Below are 16,736 nucleotides of genomic sequence, written 5' to 3' on the forward strand. Positions count from 1 at the left end.
AGGCATGAGACAAACAATGACAATGCTTAACTAGATGCGCAGGAGTCTTGGATGGCTTTCACACAGAGTAATCGGCAGCTACAGATCAAAACCCCGTTGGGCCCGGACGAGCTCTTGATCCTCAAGCTGGAGGGGCGTGAGGAGCTGGGCCGGTTGTATGAATTTACGGTGGACCTGCTGAGTGACAACGAATCGGTGTCCCATGACGACCTGCTGGGAAAGAAGATGACGGTCGAGATGGACATGGTGAACACCAGCAAGCGCTATTTCGACGGTTATGTGAGTCGTTTCACCCAGGTTGGGCACATGGCCTATTTTGCCCACTACCGGGTCACGCTACGGCCGTGGTTTTGGCTGCTGACGCAGACCTCGGACTGTCGCATCTTTCAGAACAAGCGGGTGCCTGACATCATCAAGGAGGTGTTTCAGGACAATGGTTTCAGTGATTTTGAGGATCAGCTGAGCGGCAGTTATCGGGAATGGGAGTATTGTGTTCAGTATCGCGAGACCGATTTCAATTTTATCAGCCGGTTGATGGAGCAGGAGGGGATCTACTACTACTTCAAGCATGAGTCGGGCAAGCACACGTTGATATTGTGTGATGACTACAGTTCGCACAGTGTGTTGGAGGCGTATGCGGAGATTCCCTATTTACCGCCTACGGAGACCGGGTCGAGCCGCTGGCGTGATTACATTCACAGCTGGAAGTTCAGTAAGTCGGTGCGGCCGGGAAAGTATGCGCAGACCGATTACAATTTCGAGACGCCGAAGTCGGATCTTTCGACGAATGCCCTGATGCCGAGAAGCCACCCCCATGCGGACTATGAGATCTACGATTATCCGGGCGAGTATGATGTACCGCCAGATGGAGAGACTTACGCCAGGCACCGGATACAGGAGTTGCAGGTAGGTCATGAGGTACTGGAAGGGAAAGGCAATGCGCGCGGGATAACAACGGGCGGTCTGTTCACCATGACCGAGCATCCACGGGGTGATCAGAACCGGGAGTATCTGGTGACGGGTGCGTATTATATGTTGCAGTCTGATGCCTTCGAGTCGGTGCCTGAGATAGCGGAGGGGCCGTTATACGGGTGTGAGTTCAGCTGCATGGACACCCGGGAGGGTTTTCGGTCGGCGCGGACCACGCCGAAGCCGATGGTGCAGGGGCCGCAGACGGCGGTGGTGGTGGGTCCGTCGGGCGAGGAGATCTACACGGACGAGTATGGCCGGGTGAAGTTGCAGTTTCATTGGGACCGTTATGGGCAGCGGGATGAGAACAGTTCCTGCTGGGTGCGGGTGGCGCAGGTGTGGGCGGGGAAGAACTGGGGAGCGATGCACATTCCGCGCATCGGCCAGGAGGTGATTGTCGATTTTCTGGAGGGTGATCCGGACCGGCCGATCATCACCGGGCGGGTCTACAATGCGGATCAGATGCCGCCCTATGATCTGCCCGCCAATATGACCCAGAGCGGCATCAAGAGTCGCAGTACAAAAGGCGGTAACCCCAGTACCTTTAACGAAATTCGCTTCGAAGACAAGAAGGGGTCCGAAGAACTCTATATTCATGCCGAGAAGAACCATAAGAACATCACCGAGAACAGCCGCAACGAAAGCGTAGGCTATGATCGCTCACTCACCGTCGGACATGACAAGTCAGAGCAGGTCAATAACGATAAGACCATTACCGTCGCCAAGAATCATACCGAGACCATCGGTGTTGACATGACACAAACGGTGGGTTCCAACAAAACAGAGACCGTGGCATTGAACAAGTCGCAAACCACGGGTGTCAACAGCACGGAGACCGTAGGCGCCGCCAAGGTGCTCACCATCGGTGCTGCGTATCAGGTCTCTGTCGGTGCGGCTATGAACGAAACAGTGGGGGGCGCCAAGGCGGAAGAGGTCGGTGGCGCCAAACTCGAGACAGTGGCGGGCGACAGAAAAGCCAGTGTTGGCGGTGACAGGGGTGAAACGGTCGGTGGAGACCTGTCAGAGGAGGTGGAAGGTGAAAAGAAATCCAGTATAAAAGGAAAGTACAGCATCGACTGTCAGGACAAATATGAACTGACGGCCGCGAGCAAGATTGAACTGAAAACCGGTGCCGCGTCCATCAGCATGGAACCGAGTGGGAAGATCGAGGTTTCAGGAACCGATGTGACCTTCAAAACCGCTGCAGGCAAGGTGCATATCGATGCTGGCGGTATCATCACAATTAAGGGCACTATGGTTAAAATCAATACATGATAAAAAGTAAGAATGCAGATGAACGGACATCGGCGAATTGTTAATGAGGGGGACGAGAAATGAGTGGCAAACCTGCCGCGCGGGTGGGCGATACGATCTTGTGTAGTTTACCACAAGTACTTCCTGCTGTTCCGCCGATCCCCCACGCCCCACCGCCTGGATTGCCGATAATACTACCGGGTGCGCTCACTGTATGGATAGGTGGCAGACCTGCGGCAAGGATGGGGGACATGAGTCTTTGTCTGACCCCCATTCCGGTGCCAAATCCCATTTTGCGTGGCGCATTTCCAGTACCCATCATGAATATGCCGGCCGCCAGGATGAGCGATCAGGGTACTCATCCCGGATCGGTGATCATGCCCCCTTGCTGCCCGACGGTACTGATCGGCCTGTCCGGCGTCACCGGCAATCCCAGATTGGGCAATCAGGCCTGTCAAAACATGGCAGCGGGAAGAAACCCTGCCCCCGGATCCAACGACTCGGGTGGTAATCCCATTGCATCCAACACCCCCGGTCAGAGCTACAACAATTGCGGCATTGAATCTTCAAGGCAGATCGTACAGCAAGCCACCGGATCAAATCCCGGCCAGGAAGCCATGATGAATACTGCCATTGCCAATAACAATGCATCCCAGCCCGCCATCGGCAGTGCCGGAAGCGGCGGTCCCGTGACGGCGGCGAATCAGGCCTGGTACAGCGGTGGCACCACCTCAGGTCAACAGGTTTCGATTCTAGGCAATAACGGTGTGCCGTCAAGCAGGATAGCACCCACTTCAACAGGTCTTCAGCTCAGTCAATTTGAGACTGCGCTTTCCCAAAGCAGGGGAGTGATTGCCAATGGCGATGTGGCCGGTCTTCCGGGATGGGGAACCCAGACAGGCGCGCACGCAGTACTGGTTACCGGTTATGAGTACGATGACGATGGCAATATCACCCATGTCATTTACAACGATACCGGTATCGGCGCCTGTAACCAAAGAGCCACCGCAGCGCAGTTTCAAAATTTTCTCACGATAGGTGCGAACAATGCGGTGGCAAATGGATTTTCTCCCAATGGCGCGGCTGTTACCAACAACCCGATTTGGTAGCCAGAATGATGGAACAGAGGGGATTCTTGTATGCCAGACTATTTTTGTTGTTCTTATCTATTTACACGACAGGTATATCCGCCATGTCCATGAAAGAAGCGGTCCGGCAGATCGGACAGCACGCGAATATGATGCCGGTAGAGCGTGGTATCACCTTGCCAATGGTGAAGTTAGAGAACAACAGAGTCATTGTACGACGGCTTATCTATTTTACCCGTACTACGCCGGAGTATGGAACAGCGATCACAGAGCCTCAATATGTTGCCATCTATGATCTTACCGGAACCACATTTATTACCTTGAAACGATTCGAAATGGATGTGCCAAACTTAAGGCCACCCCCGTGGATTCACAACAGACCGGCATTCGAAAAGCCTGAGGATATCATTCCGGAGTTTGAACGCATTTGGACACTCTATGACATGTTGATCCCCGCATTTCTGAAAGGAGACGCTGGGATCAGTGCCGAAATCAAGCAGGCGGCCAAACAGTATGTCCACTACTTTGACCGGCATGCTGAAAAGCCCCTGTTACCTTTCTATGATGTGTTCGGAGGGGATTTTTTACACTGGGTTGGACGTGCCGCCAATTCTTAGAGGCTGAATCTACAGGTATCCATTCAATGTCTGAGCAACAATCCACATCGGTCGTCACCGCATCGGCAAGAAACCTCATCAGTCCGTCACTTCAATTTGCAAATTATATGAGTCTGCCCATCCCGGTAATCGGCAATGACAGGTTGCTGTTTGCTTTTTTGGTGGGCAGAGGAGAGGCGGTGAACCCGGAACTAGGCTATCAGATATGGCCCCCCAGCCTGTTGGCCCTGTTCGATGCCGAGCATGGCCGGTTCCATGAGTTGAGAGCCGTTACACCCGCATATTTTTCGCTTGATCAGGCTGTGGATCAACCGATGGGCAAGGGAGTGCCGCCGCAGGAAAAAAGCACCACGGACTATTTGCAGAATGAGCTCAATCTGTTTCAGTGCTGTGATAGTGTGATCACTGCCGTAAATACGAAACAGGCGCACCAAAATGATCTGAAAAGATTTGATGACTATTTCAGGCTCCTAACCGAGGAGACCTTGTTGCCCTATTATCAACGATTATGTATGGCGAAAGTAGAGTGAGAGGGCAAAATATAGGAGGTGATCATGTGTGACAACCCATCGCCTGCCCGAAATAACCGGCCGGTCCCACCTGGCCCATCCCCTGACATCGCCCATGCAGGATTCGGGTCTGCCCAACCACAGGGTGCGGCAGCATCGCCTGGACAACCCGGTCCTACATTAATCGGTTGGCCCAGACAATTGACGTGGAGCGATTTCAGAGACATTCAAAACCGGCCCAGGGGTGAATCGGAGGATGCAAGAATCTCCATGGGATTTCGGCCTGGCAGAGTCAGGGTAGTGGAAGAGGCGTCAGAACACAGATTGGGCGAGATGGAGTTCGAGATGGTTTTGAATGCCGCCGGGTCATGGGCGGTCGTCTCCGCGAAAACCGCTGAACTCCTGGCGCACGAACAGGGACATTTCGATATAGTCGGCCTCTGCTATCGGGATCTTGTGGCGGAAGCAAGAACCTTGCGGGGAAGATCAAGAAACAGACTGCTCCTGGCCATGCGCGAACATGATCAGCGAGCGGATAGTTTAACCCGGGAATACGATACTCAGACCGAACATGGGCGCAACCAGGCTAATCAGCAAGCATGGCAGCGACAAATAGCGGCCTGTCGTCAGAGTGGCATGCAATTGACAGCACCACCATTGAACGCTGCTGAGTAAAGATCAGCAGAAATGGAATTACTTAACGCCACACCAATGCAGGTCGGGTATACCATGAGTATGTTGCCTGATGGCCGTGAACTGCTTGTGGTCATAGTGAAAGGTACATTCACTATGCCCGAGAGGGGCGGGCAGCCCGACTATACCGAACCGCAAAAGCCATTGGTAGAGGCCGATATCTACACAGGTGAGCCTGGCTTTTCCGCACCGCTCCATGAGCTTGATTATGCGCCTTTCAAGCGGCACTGCGATGTTCTATTGATCGGGAGTGCATACTCGCCTAGAGAAAAGCCGGCAGCTAGAGTTGAAGTAACCTTGAGACTGGGACCCCTGTTAAAATCATTCGCCGTCACAGGCGATCGCTTTTGGGAATCGGGTAATATTGCAATTCGTCCCGGCTATGCAGGTATCTTTGACAGAATGCCGATCAGCTATGATTGTGCATTTGGCGGTATAGATGATCATCATAAGAATATAAATAAGCACAGTGTATTCATGAAGAATCCTGTCGGTAAGGGTTACCACCGGGAATTGAGCCGATCTTTTGTCAACGGTTCGCCAATGCCAAACACGGAGGAGCTGAAACGACCAGTGACCATGCCAAATGGAACTTATACTCCGATGTCGTTCGGTCCGGTAGGAAGAAGCTGGGTTCCGCGACTCCAACTGGCTGGTACGTACGATCAGAACTGGCGTGACAATATCTTTCCGTTACCACCTGCAGATTTTGATTCTGCCTACTTTCAGTCTGCACCTGTTGATCAACAGATTCCCTATCCTCAAGGTGGAGAACGAGTGTTTCTGGAAAACCTGACTGAGGAAGGGCATACCGGTTTTACCTTACCCGAGATTGAAGTGCCTGTGGTTTTCTTTTATCAAATGGGCAAGAGCATTGAAAAAAAGGCGGTGATAGACACTATCGTTCTGGAGCCTGACCAGGGACTTTTCTCAATGACTTGGCGTACTTTTGTACCACTGAATAAAAATATTCTAGAGATTCCTCAGATACTGATCGGAAGAAAATCACGAGGTTGGTGGCGTGCGCGTGAGTTGGGAAAAGCCTATTACCCATCATTGGAGCATATGGTACGAGATAGAAAGAGACAATCTGCTATAAAAGATTGAAGAGATAATCCAAGCACGATAAATACCTGTTGATAATCATGCAAAATTAGTTAACTGAAATGACCGCGATATCAATCCAAACATGGATGCCGCTGCTATTTTTGGCTATTGGTGTATATCATGGAATGACGGCATGGAAAATGTACCGGCATACGGATAAGAAAACCAACACACCTCTTTTTAAGGCAAAAGCTCGAGTGGCAGGGTTCTTTATAGTTGTGGCGCTACTGTTGTATATATTTCTGTAACGGCAAAATAGCATTAATCAACTATTCTCTACACTCCTGCACTGTGATCAATAAATCGAATATTGGTATACGATGAAAATACCAGTGTAGTGATATCCGTTCTTTGTTTTATCGATTCGATCCCATTTCTGGGGAAATTCATACAATAATTGGGTTAACAGGCTGTTAATCGGCGGGAGCTTTAAGCGCTAATGTGGCTTGATAGATACCCGGGTTGGAGTCGGGTATCTCAACCGCACTGGCGACCTTGCGGTAGAAATCAGATGCGTCCGCCATGCCGACTACTGCATAGCCATAGCCTTTCAGTCGCATATCCAACAGGCATGCTTTGGTCAGTGAACTGCCGATACCATTGCCGCGTGCCGACTCAACAACACCTAAGGGACCAAAAAAACCGAGTGCGGTAGCGTCGTAACAGGCAATCCCAAGCAGAGATGACTCGCGTTGTGCGATAAAACATGAGCATGGCGTATTGTTCAGTGCCCGCTGAAACTCCCCTAACCAGGTTTGTGGAAAGTGCCTTTCAGCCCAGGAAAGGACCGCACATTGATCGGGACCAATCGGCTTGCGAATAGTCACCTGTCGTTCTGCCTGCTGTGAGATGAAACTCCAATCGATATCCATATTGAAGAGCTTGATAAGCATGTCATTATTTGCCATCGTTACAATCCCTAACGCTATTTAACCAAAGAGCCTGGATTTTGACGGACGTCAACCCACAAACAGCGACAGTAAATGCTGAAATCCGCATAGGCAACCGCACCATTCGCTTCTCTGCCCAGTTTTCCAATGAAGCGATTCAGTTGCATGAGTTACTCCCATTCTTCCAGAATATTACAGACAAAGTGGTTGAAATCGCGATTGCCGAGGTGATTGAGAGCGGCAAGCGGATCTCCTGTCATAATGGATGTAGTGCCTGTTGCTCTCATCTGGTACCCATCAGTAAAGCAGAAGGTGCAGCGCTGTTAAACCTCATAGAAACATTGCCTGAGGCAAGACGTTCAGAAGTAAGATCGAGGTTTGCAAAGAACATGGCCGCACTGGAGGAAGCGGGCTCCGGGTTATTCGATAAGCTGAAGAAGGCTGCGCTTGATCATGACAAGGAACGAATCAAGGCCATTGGCCTGGCCTATTTCGATCTCGACCTGGCATGCCCTTTTTTGCAGGATCAATCCTGTTCGATACATCCGCATCGGCCCTTGAGTTGCCGGGAATTCCTGGTCGTCTCCGATCCTGTCTATTGCGTCAAGCCCGATCCGGCAGTGGTGGAAAACGTGGTCCTGCCAAAAAGAGTCTCTTCGATTCTTTACAATATGAGCAGCCGGGATTCAAACGGCGATACCGGTTTCATGCCTTTGATCCAACTATTGGCAAGTGCAGAGTCGATACAGATCGAACAACCGGCCCCTGCACCTGCCATAGATTGGGTGAATCGCTTTCTAGAAAGCCTTGGCGGCTAAAATTCCATTCGCAGTCCCGCACTGAGGGTATGGGCACTCCACTCGCTATGGGCGAGGATGGTGCCGAAATCGATAAAGCCGACCACCCCGTTCTGGAATTGGGCTGATGTACCAAAGCGCAGGCGCAGGTAATTCCGGTCTGGATCGTCAGTCTGAATCTCGATCCCCATGCCGGCCGGATCCTCGATGAAATGTGCCGTGATCACCTGAGAATCATCCTCGAACTCATGCAGCCAATCGAGCCTTGCATAAGGGATAAGGACGCCCCAGTCAGCGCTGTGCGTGTAGGAGACTTTGCCGCCCAGGTTGAGGGTCAGCCAACGTTGATCGGTATCCTCCACACGAGTCGCCCATCCACCACCGTCGGCTGTGGGATCGGAAACCTCCTCGGTAAACCCGTCGACATCGGATTTGATGTACTCCAGATCGGCACGGGGTCCAAAGGACCAGGCGCCACGATTGAAATCGTAACCGGAACCGATGAACAGGCTGACAGTGTCACCGTCATAGTCCGCTTTGAGTTCCTGACTGACATCCGCCAGGCCGCCCAGGGTGTAGACGATACTCCGTTTCTGGTCGAAGTCATTTTTGCCGACGGTGGCGGAGAAATCGACAAAATAGTTCTGCGGACTGTAATAGGTGCCGAACAGGCTCAGGCTGATTCCCTGGGTATCCAGTTCGCCGGCATCGTTCTCCAGTTCGGCTTCGGTGTCGATGAAACCTACCGCACCACCCAGAATAAACTGGTTGGTGATCCGGTAGTCCGCACCGATGGTAATACCGACGGTATCGAAATCGAGACCGGTTTCAAGATCGGTCTCATCCCGTTCGCCGGTAGAGATATCACCGGTCACGAAGACACCCAGTCTCGATGCCAGCAACTGATTATCGTCACTGGCGCCACCACCGCGACGCCCCGCGTCCTGGTATGCTTTTGCAATCATTTCAATGGGTAGATTCTGATCATCTATCTGCAGATCGAGTCCCTTGAACGAGAGGCCCCTGGCACCGGTGCGCAGAGCGGAGATGCGTGTCCCCAGATTGCGTATCTGGGTTTCGCTGCCTTGGCGGGAGGTGGTATTGGCCTTAGTGGCTGTTTCCGGGCTTACCTGAAACAGCGCTGTTTGGGTGTTGCTATCGCCATCGATTGCCGCACCGACGACAGCATTACAATCTTCCTGCAGTCTATCGCTGAGTCTGCCGCTGGGACAGGCTTCGGCGATGACATCAATTAATGACAGAATATTCGGGTTGTCGCCACTGAAGGGTCTGAGAAGATCGGCAACCGGATTACTGCTGAGTGCGGTATCGGCACTGCCCGACAGAACGATTCTTGATAAACCGTTACTGGTGTCGATATTCAAGGCACCGGTTGCGGCCCCAGTGGATTGCGGTGTAAATACAACCTGAATGTCACAGCTGCTGCCTGCCGTAATCTCGCTTCCGCAATTGTTGGTCTGAGTGAAATCGCCCTCGGTCGTGATGGAGTTGATCGTGAGTGGCGCACTGCCTTGATTCGTGACTGTCACAACCTGAGGTTGACTGGATGCATCAACCGTTCCGTCAGGAAAGGAGAGCTGTGTCTCGGATGTGACCAAGTCAGCGATAGTGGCAGCCACACTAAGGGCCACTGTACTGCTAACAGTGCGACCCGCGTCGGTTGCGGAGATATCGAGTGAGCCCGATACATCGCCTGCAGTAGTGGGTGATGCCATCACCGAGACGGTGCAGCTCTGGTTGGCGGCAAGTGTGGTTGGGCAATCATTGGATTGGGTGAAGTCGCCGCTACTCGACACCGCCAGGTCCAGGAGCGATGAGTTGCCCGTATTTGTGATGGTGACAGTTTCTGCGCTGCTGGTGGTGTTTACCGGCGTATCGGGAAAGACGATGCTGTCGGAGGATGTGTCCAATACACCACTTTGGGCGTTTGCCAACAGCGAGATGGACCGGGTGGTCGTACCCTGTATGGCGGTGCCACTTGCCGTCAATGTTCCGGTCTGTGACCCTAAGCCTGTGGCGGTGACACTGACCATGATGGTACAGCTGGTGCCGGCATTGAGGACTGTCGGACAGTCATTGGTTTGCGAGAAGGGCGCAGTTGCGGAGATTGTAGTGATATTGACTGCGTCATTGCCTGCATTGGAAAGTGGAACAGCTACAGGTTGGCTGGGTACTCCCAATGGCACAGCGCCCAGATCCACGGCATTGCCATCTATTGCCAGATCACCGATCAGTCCCGTGCCGCTGAGCAATACAGACGTGGTAAAAGGCAGGAATCCCATGCCGAGGACAATCGATCGGTCGTGGCCGTCAAAAGTCAATGCGCCGGCCAACGGACCGGAAATAGAAGGATTGAATCTGACGTCGACGGTACAGCTCGTCAATTCATCGAGAAGAGCTGGTAATAGAGGACAGTTGTTACTGACGATAGTGAAATCGCCAGTCGCAGTGATGGAGGTGAAGTCGATGGAGGACGTTGAATTATCGTTGTTGAACGTCACGGTCATTACACCGCTGTTGGTGCCGACACCGACACCACCAAAGTCTATGCTTGCGGGTGATACACTGAATATTGCGAAAGCGTTCATAGAATACAGCAGTAAAAGAAGTACTGAGCTGTATCTCAACAGAGTGACAAAAAGCTTACGCCCTGGCGCGTTTTTACCACAATCAGACATTTGATATCCTCCCCGGATTTTGTAAGTTCTTTATTGTTGTCAGCCTATAAGCTGATCAACCTTGGGGTATGAAGAAAAATTCCCCTGCTTCATGTCCCCCATGCTTAATGGGTGCATACTCCGGAATCTGGTCGATGCCGAATCTCGAAGCTGTCTGCTGTACCTCTTTTGCCAAATTTCGAAATAACTTATAAGCCTCGAGTATAGAATCATTCTCAGCCAGTGTTCTAAGAAAAGACTTGGCGAATACCGAGTGTTGACCGCCACCCTGGTCGAGTACAGGTTTGAGACCCCCTGATGTCAATACAGTGCGAGACCGGGTTTTCGCCATCACTCTAAGCCATTTGGTCTTGACCTCATCGGACATCCCAGACTCCAATCGTGCCATGGATGAGCGAGTAAGGGAACCAGAATAACAGGAGTCGGCAACCACGAGAATATGCTTTGCCGACATTGCGTTGAGAATATCGGTGATTGCGATATTCGAGATCCAGTTGGTTGTACTGTTGGGTTCTGCATCCACGGGCAACCAGTAGCCGCGCAGATTCACTCTGTCCAGTTCACCGTGTCCTGCATAATAGATAAGCAGATTATCATTTTCTGTCAGGGTCTCACGCAATTGATTGAGTGCCGAGAGCATGTCATAACGCGTGGCGTCTATCAGTGTTGTTGTCTGGAATCCATATTTTGTACGTAGTAATTCCGCGGTCTCCCTTGCATCGACACTGGCACTGAGGAGATTGGGAAAGTCATTGTACTGATTGTTTCCGATGATCAGCGCATGATAATTACCGAAATCAACCTGTCCGGCGATCCGTCGGGTGGTGCTGCGGGAGTCACTGCTTGTATTCAGCTGCTCCTCTGCACTACTGGCATAACGCAACTTGGGTATGAGCAGAAACTCGAGGCTGGTATGTTGTCCCTTTTTATCCACAGCAACCATTTTTACCGGGGTCTGTTCATCCTCCACTCTGACATTGGTTGAAAAGATACCCAGCTTATCGGGTGATTCGGTTTTGTCGTTCACGGTAAAAGAGAGCAGCCCGGCCGGTGCCACAACCCGTCCCGTTATTTGCCGCTCCTTTGCCGCCGAGCGTAAACGGACGCTTGGAATGCCACGGGTGAGGGCAACCGGTGGATCGATGATTTCGATTGTCGGTCCGGATACCAGACTGGCCTGTTCATTGGCTCTCAGATCGGCTAACTGGGCCCTGTAACGCAACGCTTCCGCCTGATAACGGTCGATCTTGATCTGCTGTTGCTGAATCTGATCGAGAAAGTCCTGTTCGGACTTGCGCAGACGAATGACTTCCGCTTCCTTTCGTGCGGCAGCCGTCTTGGTGGCGACAAGCTCCTTTTGAGTCTTCCTTAGCAGTGACTGTTGACGAGCAAGGTCAGGGTTTACTTTTGCCAGTTGTGCCTGATCAGCGTCGAGTTGTCGCTCTGTCTCCCCAAGTTTTTGGCGTAACTCCGCAATCTGGCGCTCCTGCTTGGCGACATCACCCTGCAAGGCGGTTTGCTGATTGATCTTTTCCTGTTCCAGCACTTGCAGGCGCTGTTGGTATTTGGTCAGCTGTTCCCGGAGCTTTGCGACTGCCTGTCCCTGTTGTCCCATCGTACTTTCACGCTTCTCAAGGTCTTGCTGCAGGCGCACTACCGTCTGTTCAAGGGTGATGCTCTTGCTGGTTGTCTCATTCAATGTTTTTTGCGCCAGTTCCAGTTGCCGGCGTTGATCGGAAAGCACAGGCTGATTCTTCTCGATATCCGCAATTGCCCGATCGAGTTCAATCTGTGTCCGGTCAAGTTTCTGTTTCAATTGGCTGGCCTTGCCGGTCTGAACCTTCAACGCCTCCTCTAACTGGGCTTTCTCCTGGGTCGAGAGGCGGAGCGCCTCGTTCATCTCTGTCTGCTGAGTGGAGAGTGATGATTCCAGGTCCACGATCTTACGCTGTTGGGCCACTACGGCCTTTTCCTGCTCGGTAAGTTGCGCCTGCAGTGCAGAGAGTGCCTCATCCTGGGAAACCTTGGATAGTTTCTCTTTTCGGCTCAACTCCGAGCGCAGCATCGCCAGCTCTGCCTCGGTTGAGGTAAGCGATGCCTTTTCATTTATCAACTGCTGGTTGGTTTCATCAAGTTTACGCCGTAGTATGGCGGCCTGTTTTCTCTGCTGTTCGGTTTCCAGCTGTGACTGTTTGAGGGCACTGTCCATCTGTGTCCGTTGCTTCGTAAGCGCCTTTTCCAAAACCGCTATCTGGGTACGCTGTTGCTGCGCCTGTTTTTCGCTGACAGCCAGTTCAGATTTCAGCTGTTTGACATCGGAAGCGGCTGTAATCAATGGAGAGGTCGTCATTGCAGGCTGAATTCCAGCTTCAGATCTCAGCTTTTTGAGTCGTTTTTCAGCCTTTGTCAGCTTTACTCTTTCCGATTTCAACTGTGTGCTGGTGTTCTTGAGCTGTTTGCGCAACCGTTCTGTTTCTGATTTCTGTTGCTGTCTCTCCTGCTGCAGAAGACGCAGTTCTTTCCGTTCGGCCTTGGAGATCTCCACCGCGGAGGAAAATTGCAGGTTGTCATCCTCCAGACCGGAGGCTTTGCGATACCAGTTAAGTGCCTGAGCCAGATCCTTCTTCACCCCAAAGCCCTTTTCATGGAGAAAGCCCAGGTTGATGCGCGCCCTTGAGTTACCCTGATCCGCCGCCTTTAGATACCAGGCGGCGGCAGTGGCATAATCGGGCTCAATACCGAGCCCTTTCTCATATATCTCGCCCACATAGTTTTGCGCCACAGGGTCACCCTCCTGGGCCTGGGGCAGCCAGACACGCAGGGAGGTTCGGTAGTCTGCACGGTCAAATGCCACATATTCGCCACCGCGAATCTCACACTCGGAGGCAGTGGTTTTCACCGGCCGCCTGGGTGAGAGATAGGTCATATTGGCACCCAGTTTGCGTACCTGACCAGGCAACAGGCAGTCGACTATCAGAAATTTATCCGGGTTGCCGGTAACCGGTGCCGCCGCGTCTGCGCTGCTCTGCCGGGTGCTCTGCGTTTGACAGCCTGAAAGGGCCAGCACTGCAGTGAGTAAAGTGCTGATGATCAGCGGTACAGGTTTGATGTTGGGTGTTTGCTTGATTGAACGAAGATGTAACATGGTATATCCAAAACCTAATAATTTTGCTTCTCGATAAAGAATAGACAATTCAAATCCCTCTGGAAATGGTTTAATCGGCTATCTATGACATATTCACTTATTTGTTGCGTCGCAGCATGCATGCTGATGGTTGCCTGTTCCACACCCAGTCAACGATTTGAACGGATGGCGCAGGAACAGGGATTCCAAAAAACCGAGATAATGGGCAGTGATTTCCTCCATGTCGTCTTCGATAACGGGAAGTTGGGCACCGCATCCACCCTGCATGTCTATCTGGGGGGGGACGGCACCCCTTGGATCGGTGGATTCATTAAAGCCAGCGATCCCACACCAAGAAAACCTATTGCTTTGAAATTGATGGCAATGGATGAATCCCCCAGTCTCTTCCTGGGTCGGCCTTGTTACCATGGATATGCGAATCAGCATCCCTGTATGCCGGATTACTGGACCTCTGCACGCTACTCCGAGGAAGTGATAGACAGCATGTCCAGGGCGCTACGGAAGCTGATGAGTGACTATGGGCATGAAAACCTCCACCTGTTGGGCTTTAGTGGAGGAGGGAGCTTGGCGATGCTGATGGCTGAGAGATTACCTGAGACCCGGAGCATCGTTACCGTTGCCGGTAACCTGGATATTGAATCATGGGCCGACCTGCATGGTTACGACCCATTGGAAGGGTCAAGGAATCCAAAACTGCTATCGACGCTGCCAACGATGATTCGGCAGTACCATCTGGCAGGGGGCAAGGATGGCAACGTACCTCCCAGTATCATACGCGATGCTTTAATCAATCAACCTGACAGTCAGATGATCCTGTTAGAGGACTTCACCCATGGTTGTTGTTGGGAGGAGATCTGGAATGAGGTGCTCGCCTGTATCGACGTCCGGTGCGTCTGGCGTCATGAAACGCTGAAATAACAGTGTTTTTAATCGTTGACCGGCAAGATCCCTTAATGAGTCTATTGTAGATCTTGCTGTAACTTGATCAATCCCTGATGGTCGGGCAGGGCATCCAGCCCTTTTTCCAGCAGCGCCTTTCCCTCCTGAAGCTGTTTCGACTCGATCAGGCCTCTGATCTGCTCCGCAAGATAATCGCCAATTTGCTGCAGGCCCTGGGTTGCCTGCTTGTTTTGCTGGTGCATGATCAATATCTGCTGATAGGCGTCATAGGCACTGCTGCCAGGGGGTTCCAGCAGCCGACCGACAAGCATATGCACCTCGGCGACCTCGAGGATGCTCTCAATCTTCGCCCTGAGTTCCGGCTCCAGCGATGTCGTCTCCTGCAGCACGATTTCAGGTTGGACTTCGCCATTTTGCCCGTTGAACAGCAGGGATCCGATGGTGATGACGAGCAGTAGAATAACGCCTGCGGCAGCCGGAATCGCCCATTTCGGAAGCAGGTTGTCCCTCCCCTGCCGGGGACCTGACGTCTCTTTGAGAAACTCTGTCGCATTGCGGGTCCGCTTTTCCCGCTCGAACTCCAATCCATGGGAGATGGCATTCCAGATCTCTTTCGACAACTCTTTGGGACGTTTGGGCTTGAGTGCCAGGTCCCGTGCATAGGTCGCCGGTTTCCGATCGAAGGGATGGCTGCCCGCCAGCAATTCGTAAGCGACCACCGAAAGGCCATAGACGTCATCCCGCGGATCCGGCTCGCCATACTCCAGCATTTCACAGCTGGCATAGGTCGGTGTCAGGGCGCCGAGGGATCCGGGATCGAATACAGTGGCGTCCTCTGCGGGACGGTCGGCGTTTTTTGCGGCCCTGGCGATGCCGAAATCCACCACCTTGACCACGCTTTTAGAGGTGAGAAAGACATTACCCGGCTTGAAATCGGAGTGAACGATGTTTTCGGAGTGGGCGTAGGCAAGCGCGCGGGCCATCTGCTCGATGATGGAGAGGGCCTGCTGAGCCGGCAGGGTGGCCGGGCGCAGGCGCCTGATCAGCTGATCGAGGGGCTCACCCTCCAACAGCTCCATGGTCATGAAAACATTCGGACCGTCCCGGTCGAAATCGTAAACAGTCACGATGTTGGGATGCGCCAGCTGCTGCGCCTTCTTGCTCTCCCGTTGCAGGGCTATAAAAGAGTCCGGATTGGCCTGAAAATCCTTCGACAATACCTTGACCGCGATATAGGGATCCCGGTCCATCGCCTCGACTTTGCGCAAATCCCGGGCCTTGTAGACCACGCCCATGCCGCCCCGTCCCAGCATCTCTTCCAGCACGAAGCGGTTTTTCAGTACCGAACCGACAGCAACTACAGTAGAGGTTCCATTGGCCAGCTCTTCAGAGATGGCGGTCAATGCTTCAGTGACGTTCTTTCCGGGATCGGTTGTCGGATGGGTAGTGCCGGTAGACTTTTGCTTATCCGTACTGTCGGTCGTGGCAAGACGCGTCGCTTCATCATCAGGGGAGGGACGATCGTCATCATGTGTAGCCACTAACCTTGAATCCTCTCTAGCAAATCCATAAAGGGTTGTTAGCCGCGAATGAACGCCAATCACCGCAAACTATCGCAAATGATATGACATTACGCATAATGGTCGTAGCCTCTGTAAGATAGCCGATCACACAGTGTTTGGATCTCAAGTGCATAATCGGCAGTATCTTCATTGCAAACATTTTGTGTCTAATAGCGGTGATTGGCGTTCATTTGCGGCTTTTTTTTCGCAGTTTGTTATCCACCAAATCTGGGGAAGAGCCACTAGCAGGCTGTTGATTTTCGGGTCCGAATTTACTGGATTAGATACAATAGAGAAATCAGTATTTTGCTGGGGATATAGAGCCAGTGCGCGGTACAGACAGTTTTCAAGAATCCCTTTTCACAACAGTTCATTTGGAATCGTTTGTTCCGCCTAATCACCCACTCCGCCCAATCCGAATACTGCTAGCAGGCTGTTGATTTTTACCCGTCGTCAGCCGTCAAATTCGTTTGGCGGTGTAATTACCGCTCAATCTAGCGATTGAT

General features: G+C 52.2%; 13 protein-coding genes. 9 read left to right on the forward strand and 4 right to left on the reverse strand.

Annotated features, from left to right (window positions below):
• Positions 1 to 51: 51 nt before the first annotated feature.
• From CODIS_RS13005 to CODIS_RS13030, 7 genes are all read left to right on the forward strand, one after another.
• Complete coding sequence (locus CODIS_RS13005; RefSeq protein ID WP_069125802.1) at positions 52 to 2,244, forward strand: type VI secretion system Vgr family protein; 2,193 nt, start codon at positions 52 to 54, stop codon at positions 2,242 to 2,244.
• A 59-nt stretch (positions 2,245 to 2,303) separates the two neighbouring features.
• Positions 2,304 to 3,332: a PAAR domain-containing protein gene (locus tag CODIS_RS21605; protein WP_083220749.1), complete on the forward strand. Its 1,029-nt coding sequence runs from the start codon at positions 2,304 to 2,306 to the stop codon at positions 3,330 to 3,332.
• 83 nt (positions 3,333 to 3,415) lie between these two features.
• A complete protein-coding gene (locus CODIS_RS13015) occupies positions 3,416 to 3,928 on the forward strand; it encodes a hypothetical protein (RefSeq protein WP_069125808.1) in 513 nt (170 codons plus the stop codon).
• Between the two features lie 26 nt (positions 3,929 to 3,954).
• A complete protein-coding gene (locus CODIS_RS13020) occupies positions 3,955 to 4,458 on the forward strand; it encodes a hypothetical protein (protein WP_069125810.1) in 504 nt (167 codons plus the stop codon).
• A gap of 28 nt (positions 4,459 to 4,486) precedes the next feature.
• Positions 4,487 to 4,621: a hypothetical protein gene (locus CODIS_RS21525; protein ID WP_268805713.1), complete on the forward strand. Its 135-nt coding sequence runs from the start codon at positions 4,487 to 4,489 to the stop codon at positions 4,619 to 4,621.
• An 86-nt stretch (positions 4,622 to 4,707) separates the two neighbouring features.
• Complete coding sequence (locus CODIS_RS13025; protein ID WP_069125813.1) at positions 4,708 to 5,112, forward strand: hypothetical protein; 405 nt, start codon at positions 4,708 to 4,710, stop codon at positions 5,110 to 5,112.
• A gap of 12 nt (positions 5,113 to 5,124) precedes the next feature.
• Positions 5,125 to 6,237 carry a DUF2169 family type VI secretion system accessory protein gene (locus CODIS_RS13030; protein ID WP_069125816.1) on the forward strand — a complete coding sequence of 371 codons (1,113 nt, stop codon included), beginning with the start codon at positions 5,125 to 5,127 and terminating at the stop codon, positions 6,235 to 6,237.
• A gap of 413 nt (positions 6,238 to 6,650) precedes the next feature.
• Here CODIS_RS13030 and CODIS_RS13040 read toward each other — a convergent pair whose 3' ends face one another.
• Positions 6,651 to 7,145 carry a GNAT family N-acetyltransferase gene (locus CODIS_RS13040; RefSeq protein WP_069125820.1) on the reverse strand — a complete coding sequence of 165 codons (495 nt, stop codon included), beginning with the start codon at positions 7,143 to 7,145 and terminating at the stop codon, positions 6,651 to 6,653.
• A 41-nt stretch (positions 7,146 to 7,186) separates the two neighbouring features.
• Here CODIS_RS13040 and CODIS_RS13045 point away from each other — a divergent pair, with 41 nt between their 5' ends.
• Complete coding sequence (locus tag CODIS_RS13045) at positions 7,187 to 7,945, forward strand: YkgJ family cysteine cluster protein (protein WP_069125821.1); 759 nt, start codon at positions 7,187 to 7,189, stop codon at positions 7,943 to 7,945.
• Here the strand turns inward: CODIS_RS13045 and CODIS_RS13050 are convergent.
• Both CODIS_RS13050 and CODIS_RS13055 read right to left on the reverse strand, forming a co-directional pair.
• Positions 7,942 to 10,533, reverse strand: coding sequence for an autotransporter domain-containing protein (locus tag CODIS_RS13050; RefSeq protein ID WP_069125823.1), 2,592 nt, complete (start codon positions 10,531 to 10,533; stop codon positions 7,942 to 7,944). The genes CODIS_RS13045 and CODIS_RS13050 overlap by 4 nt on opposite strands.
• A gap of 145 nt (positions 10,534 to 10,678) precedes the next feature.
• Positions 10,679 to 13,768, reverse strand: a complete 3,090-nt coding sequence (locus CODIS_RS13055; protein WP_069125826.1) for a caspase family protein — start codon at positions 13,766 to 13,768, stop codon at positions 10,679 to 10,681.
• Between the two features lie 126 nt (positions 13,769 to 13,894).
• Between CODIS_RS13055 and CODIS_RS13060 the strand changes: the two genes are divergently transcribed.
• Positions 13,895 to 14,686 carry an alpha/beta fold hydrolase gene (locus CODIS_RS13060; RefSeq protein WP_154723122.1) on the forward strand — a complete coding sequence of 264 codons (792 nt, stop codon included), beginning with the start codon at positions 13,895 to 13,897 and terminating at the stop codon, positions 14,684 to 14,686.
• Positions 14,687 to 14,727: 41 nt separating this feature from the next.
• Here the strand turns inward: CODIS_RS13060 and CODIS_RS13065 are convergent, their stop codons facing one another.
• On the reverse strand, positions 14,728 to 16,209 hold the full coding sequence (locus CODIS_RS13065; RefSeq protein WP_069125831.1) for a serine/threonine-protein kinase: 1,482 nt from the start codon (positions 16,207 to 16,209) through the stop codon (positions 14,728 to 14,730).
• Positions 16,210 to 16,736: the final 527 nt, after the last annotated feature.

The organism is Candidatus Thiodiazotropha endolucinida (genome assembly GCF_001715975.1).
GTDB lineage: Bacteria > Pseudomonadota > Gammaproteobacteria > Chromatiales > Chromatiaceae > Thiodiazotropha > Thiodiazotropha endolucinida.

Coding starts and splice junctions, on each gene's coding strand:
- CODIS_RS13005 (WP_069125802.1), top strand. CDS start 52: ATGGCTTTCACACAGAGTAATCGGCAGCTACAGATCAAAACCCCGTTG.
- CODIS_RS21605 (WP_083220749.1), top strand. CDS start 2,304: ATGAGTGGCAAACCTGCCGCGCGGGTGGGCGATACGATCTTGTGTAGT.
- CODIS_RS13015 (WP_069125808.1), top strand. CDS start 3,416: ATGTCCATGAAAGAAGCGGTCCGGCAGATCGGACAGCACGCGAATATG.
- CODIS_RS13020 (WP_069125810.1), top strand. CDS start 3,955: ATGTCTGAGCAACAATCCACATCGGTCGTCACCGCATCGGCAAGAAAC.
- CODIS_RS13025 (WP_069125813.1), top strand. CDS start 4,708: ATGGGATTTCGGCCTGGCAGAGTCAGGGTAGTGGAAGAGGCGTCAGAA.
- CODIS_RS13030 (WP_069125816.1), top strand. CDS start 5,125: ATGGAATTACTTAACGCCACACCAATGCAGGTCGGGTATACCATGAGT.
- CODIS_RS13040 (WP_069125820.1), bottom strand. CDS start 7,145: ATGGCAAATAATGACATGCTTATCAAGCTCTTCAATATGGATATCGAT.
- CODIS_RS13050 (WP_069125823.1), bottom strand. CDS start 10,533: ATGAACGCTTTCGCAATATTCAGTGTATCACCCGCAAGCATAGACTTT.
- CODIS_RS13055 (WP_069125826.1), bottom strand. CDS start 13,768: ATGTTACATCTTCGTTCAATCAAGCAAACACCCAACATCAAACCTGTA.
- CODIS_RS13060 (WP_154723122.1), top strand. CDS start 13,895: ATGGTTGCCTGTTCCACACCCAGTCAACGATTTGAACGGATGGCGCAG.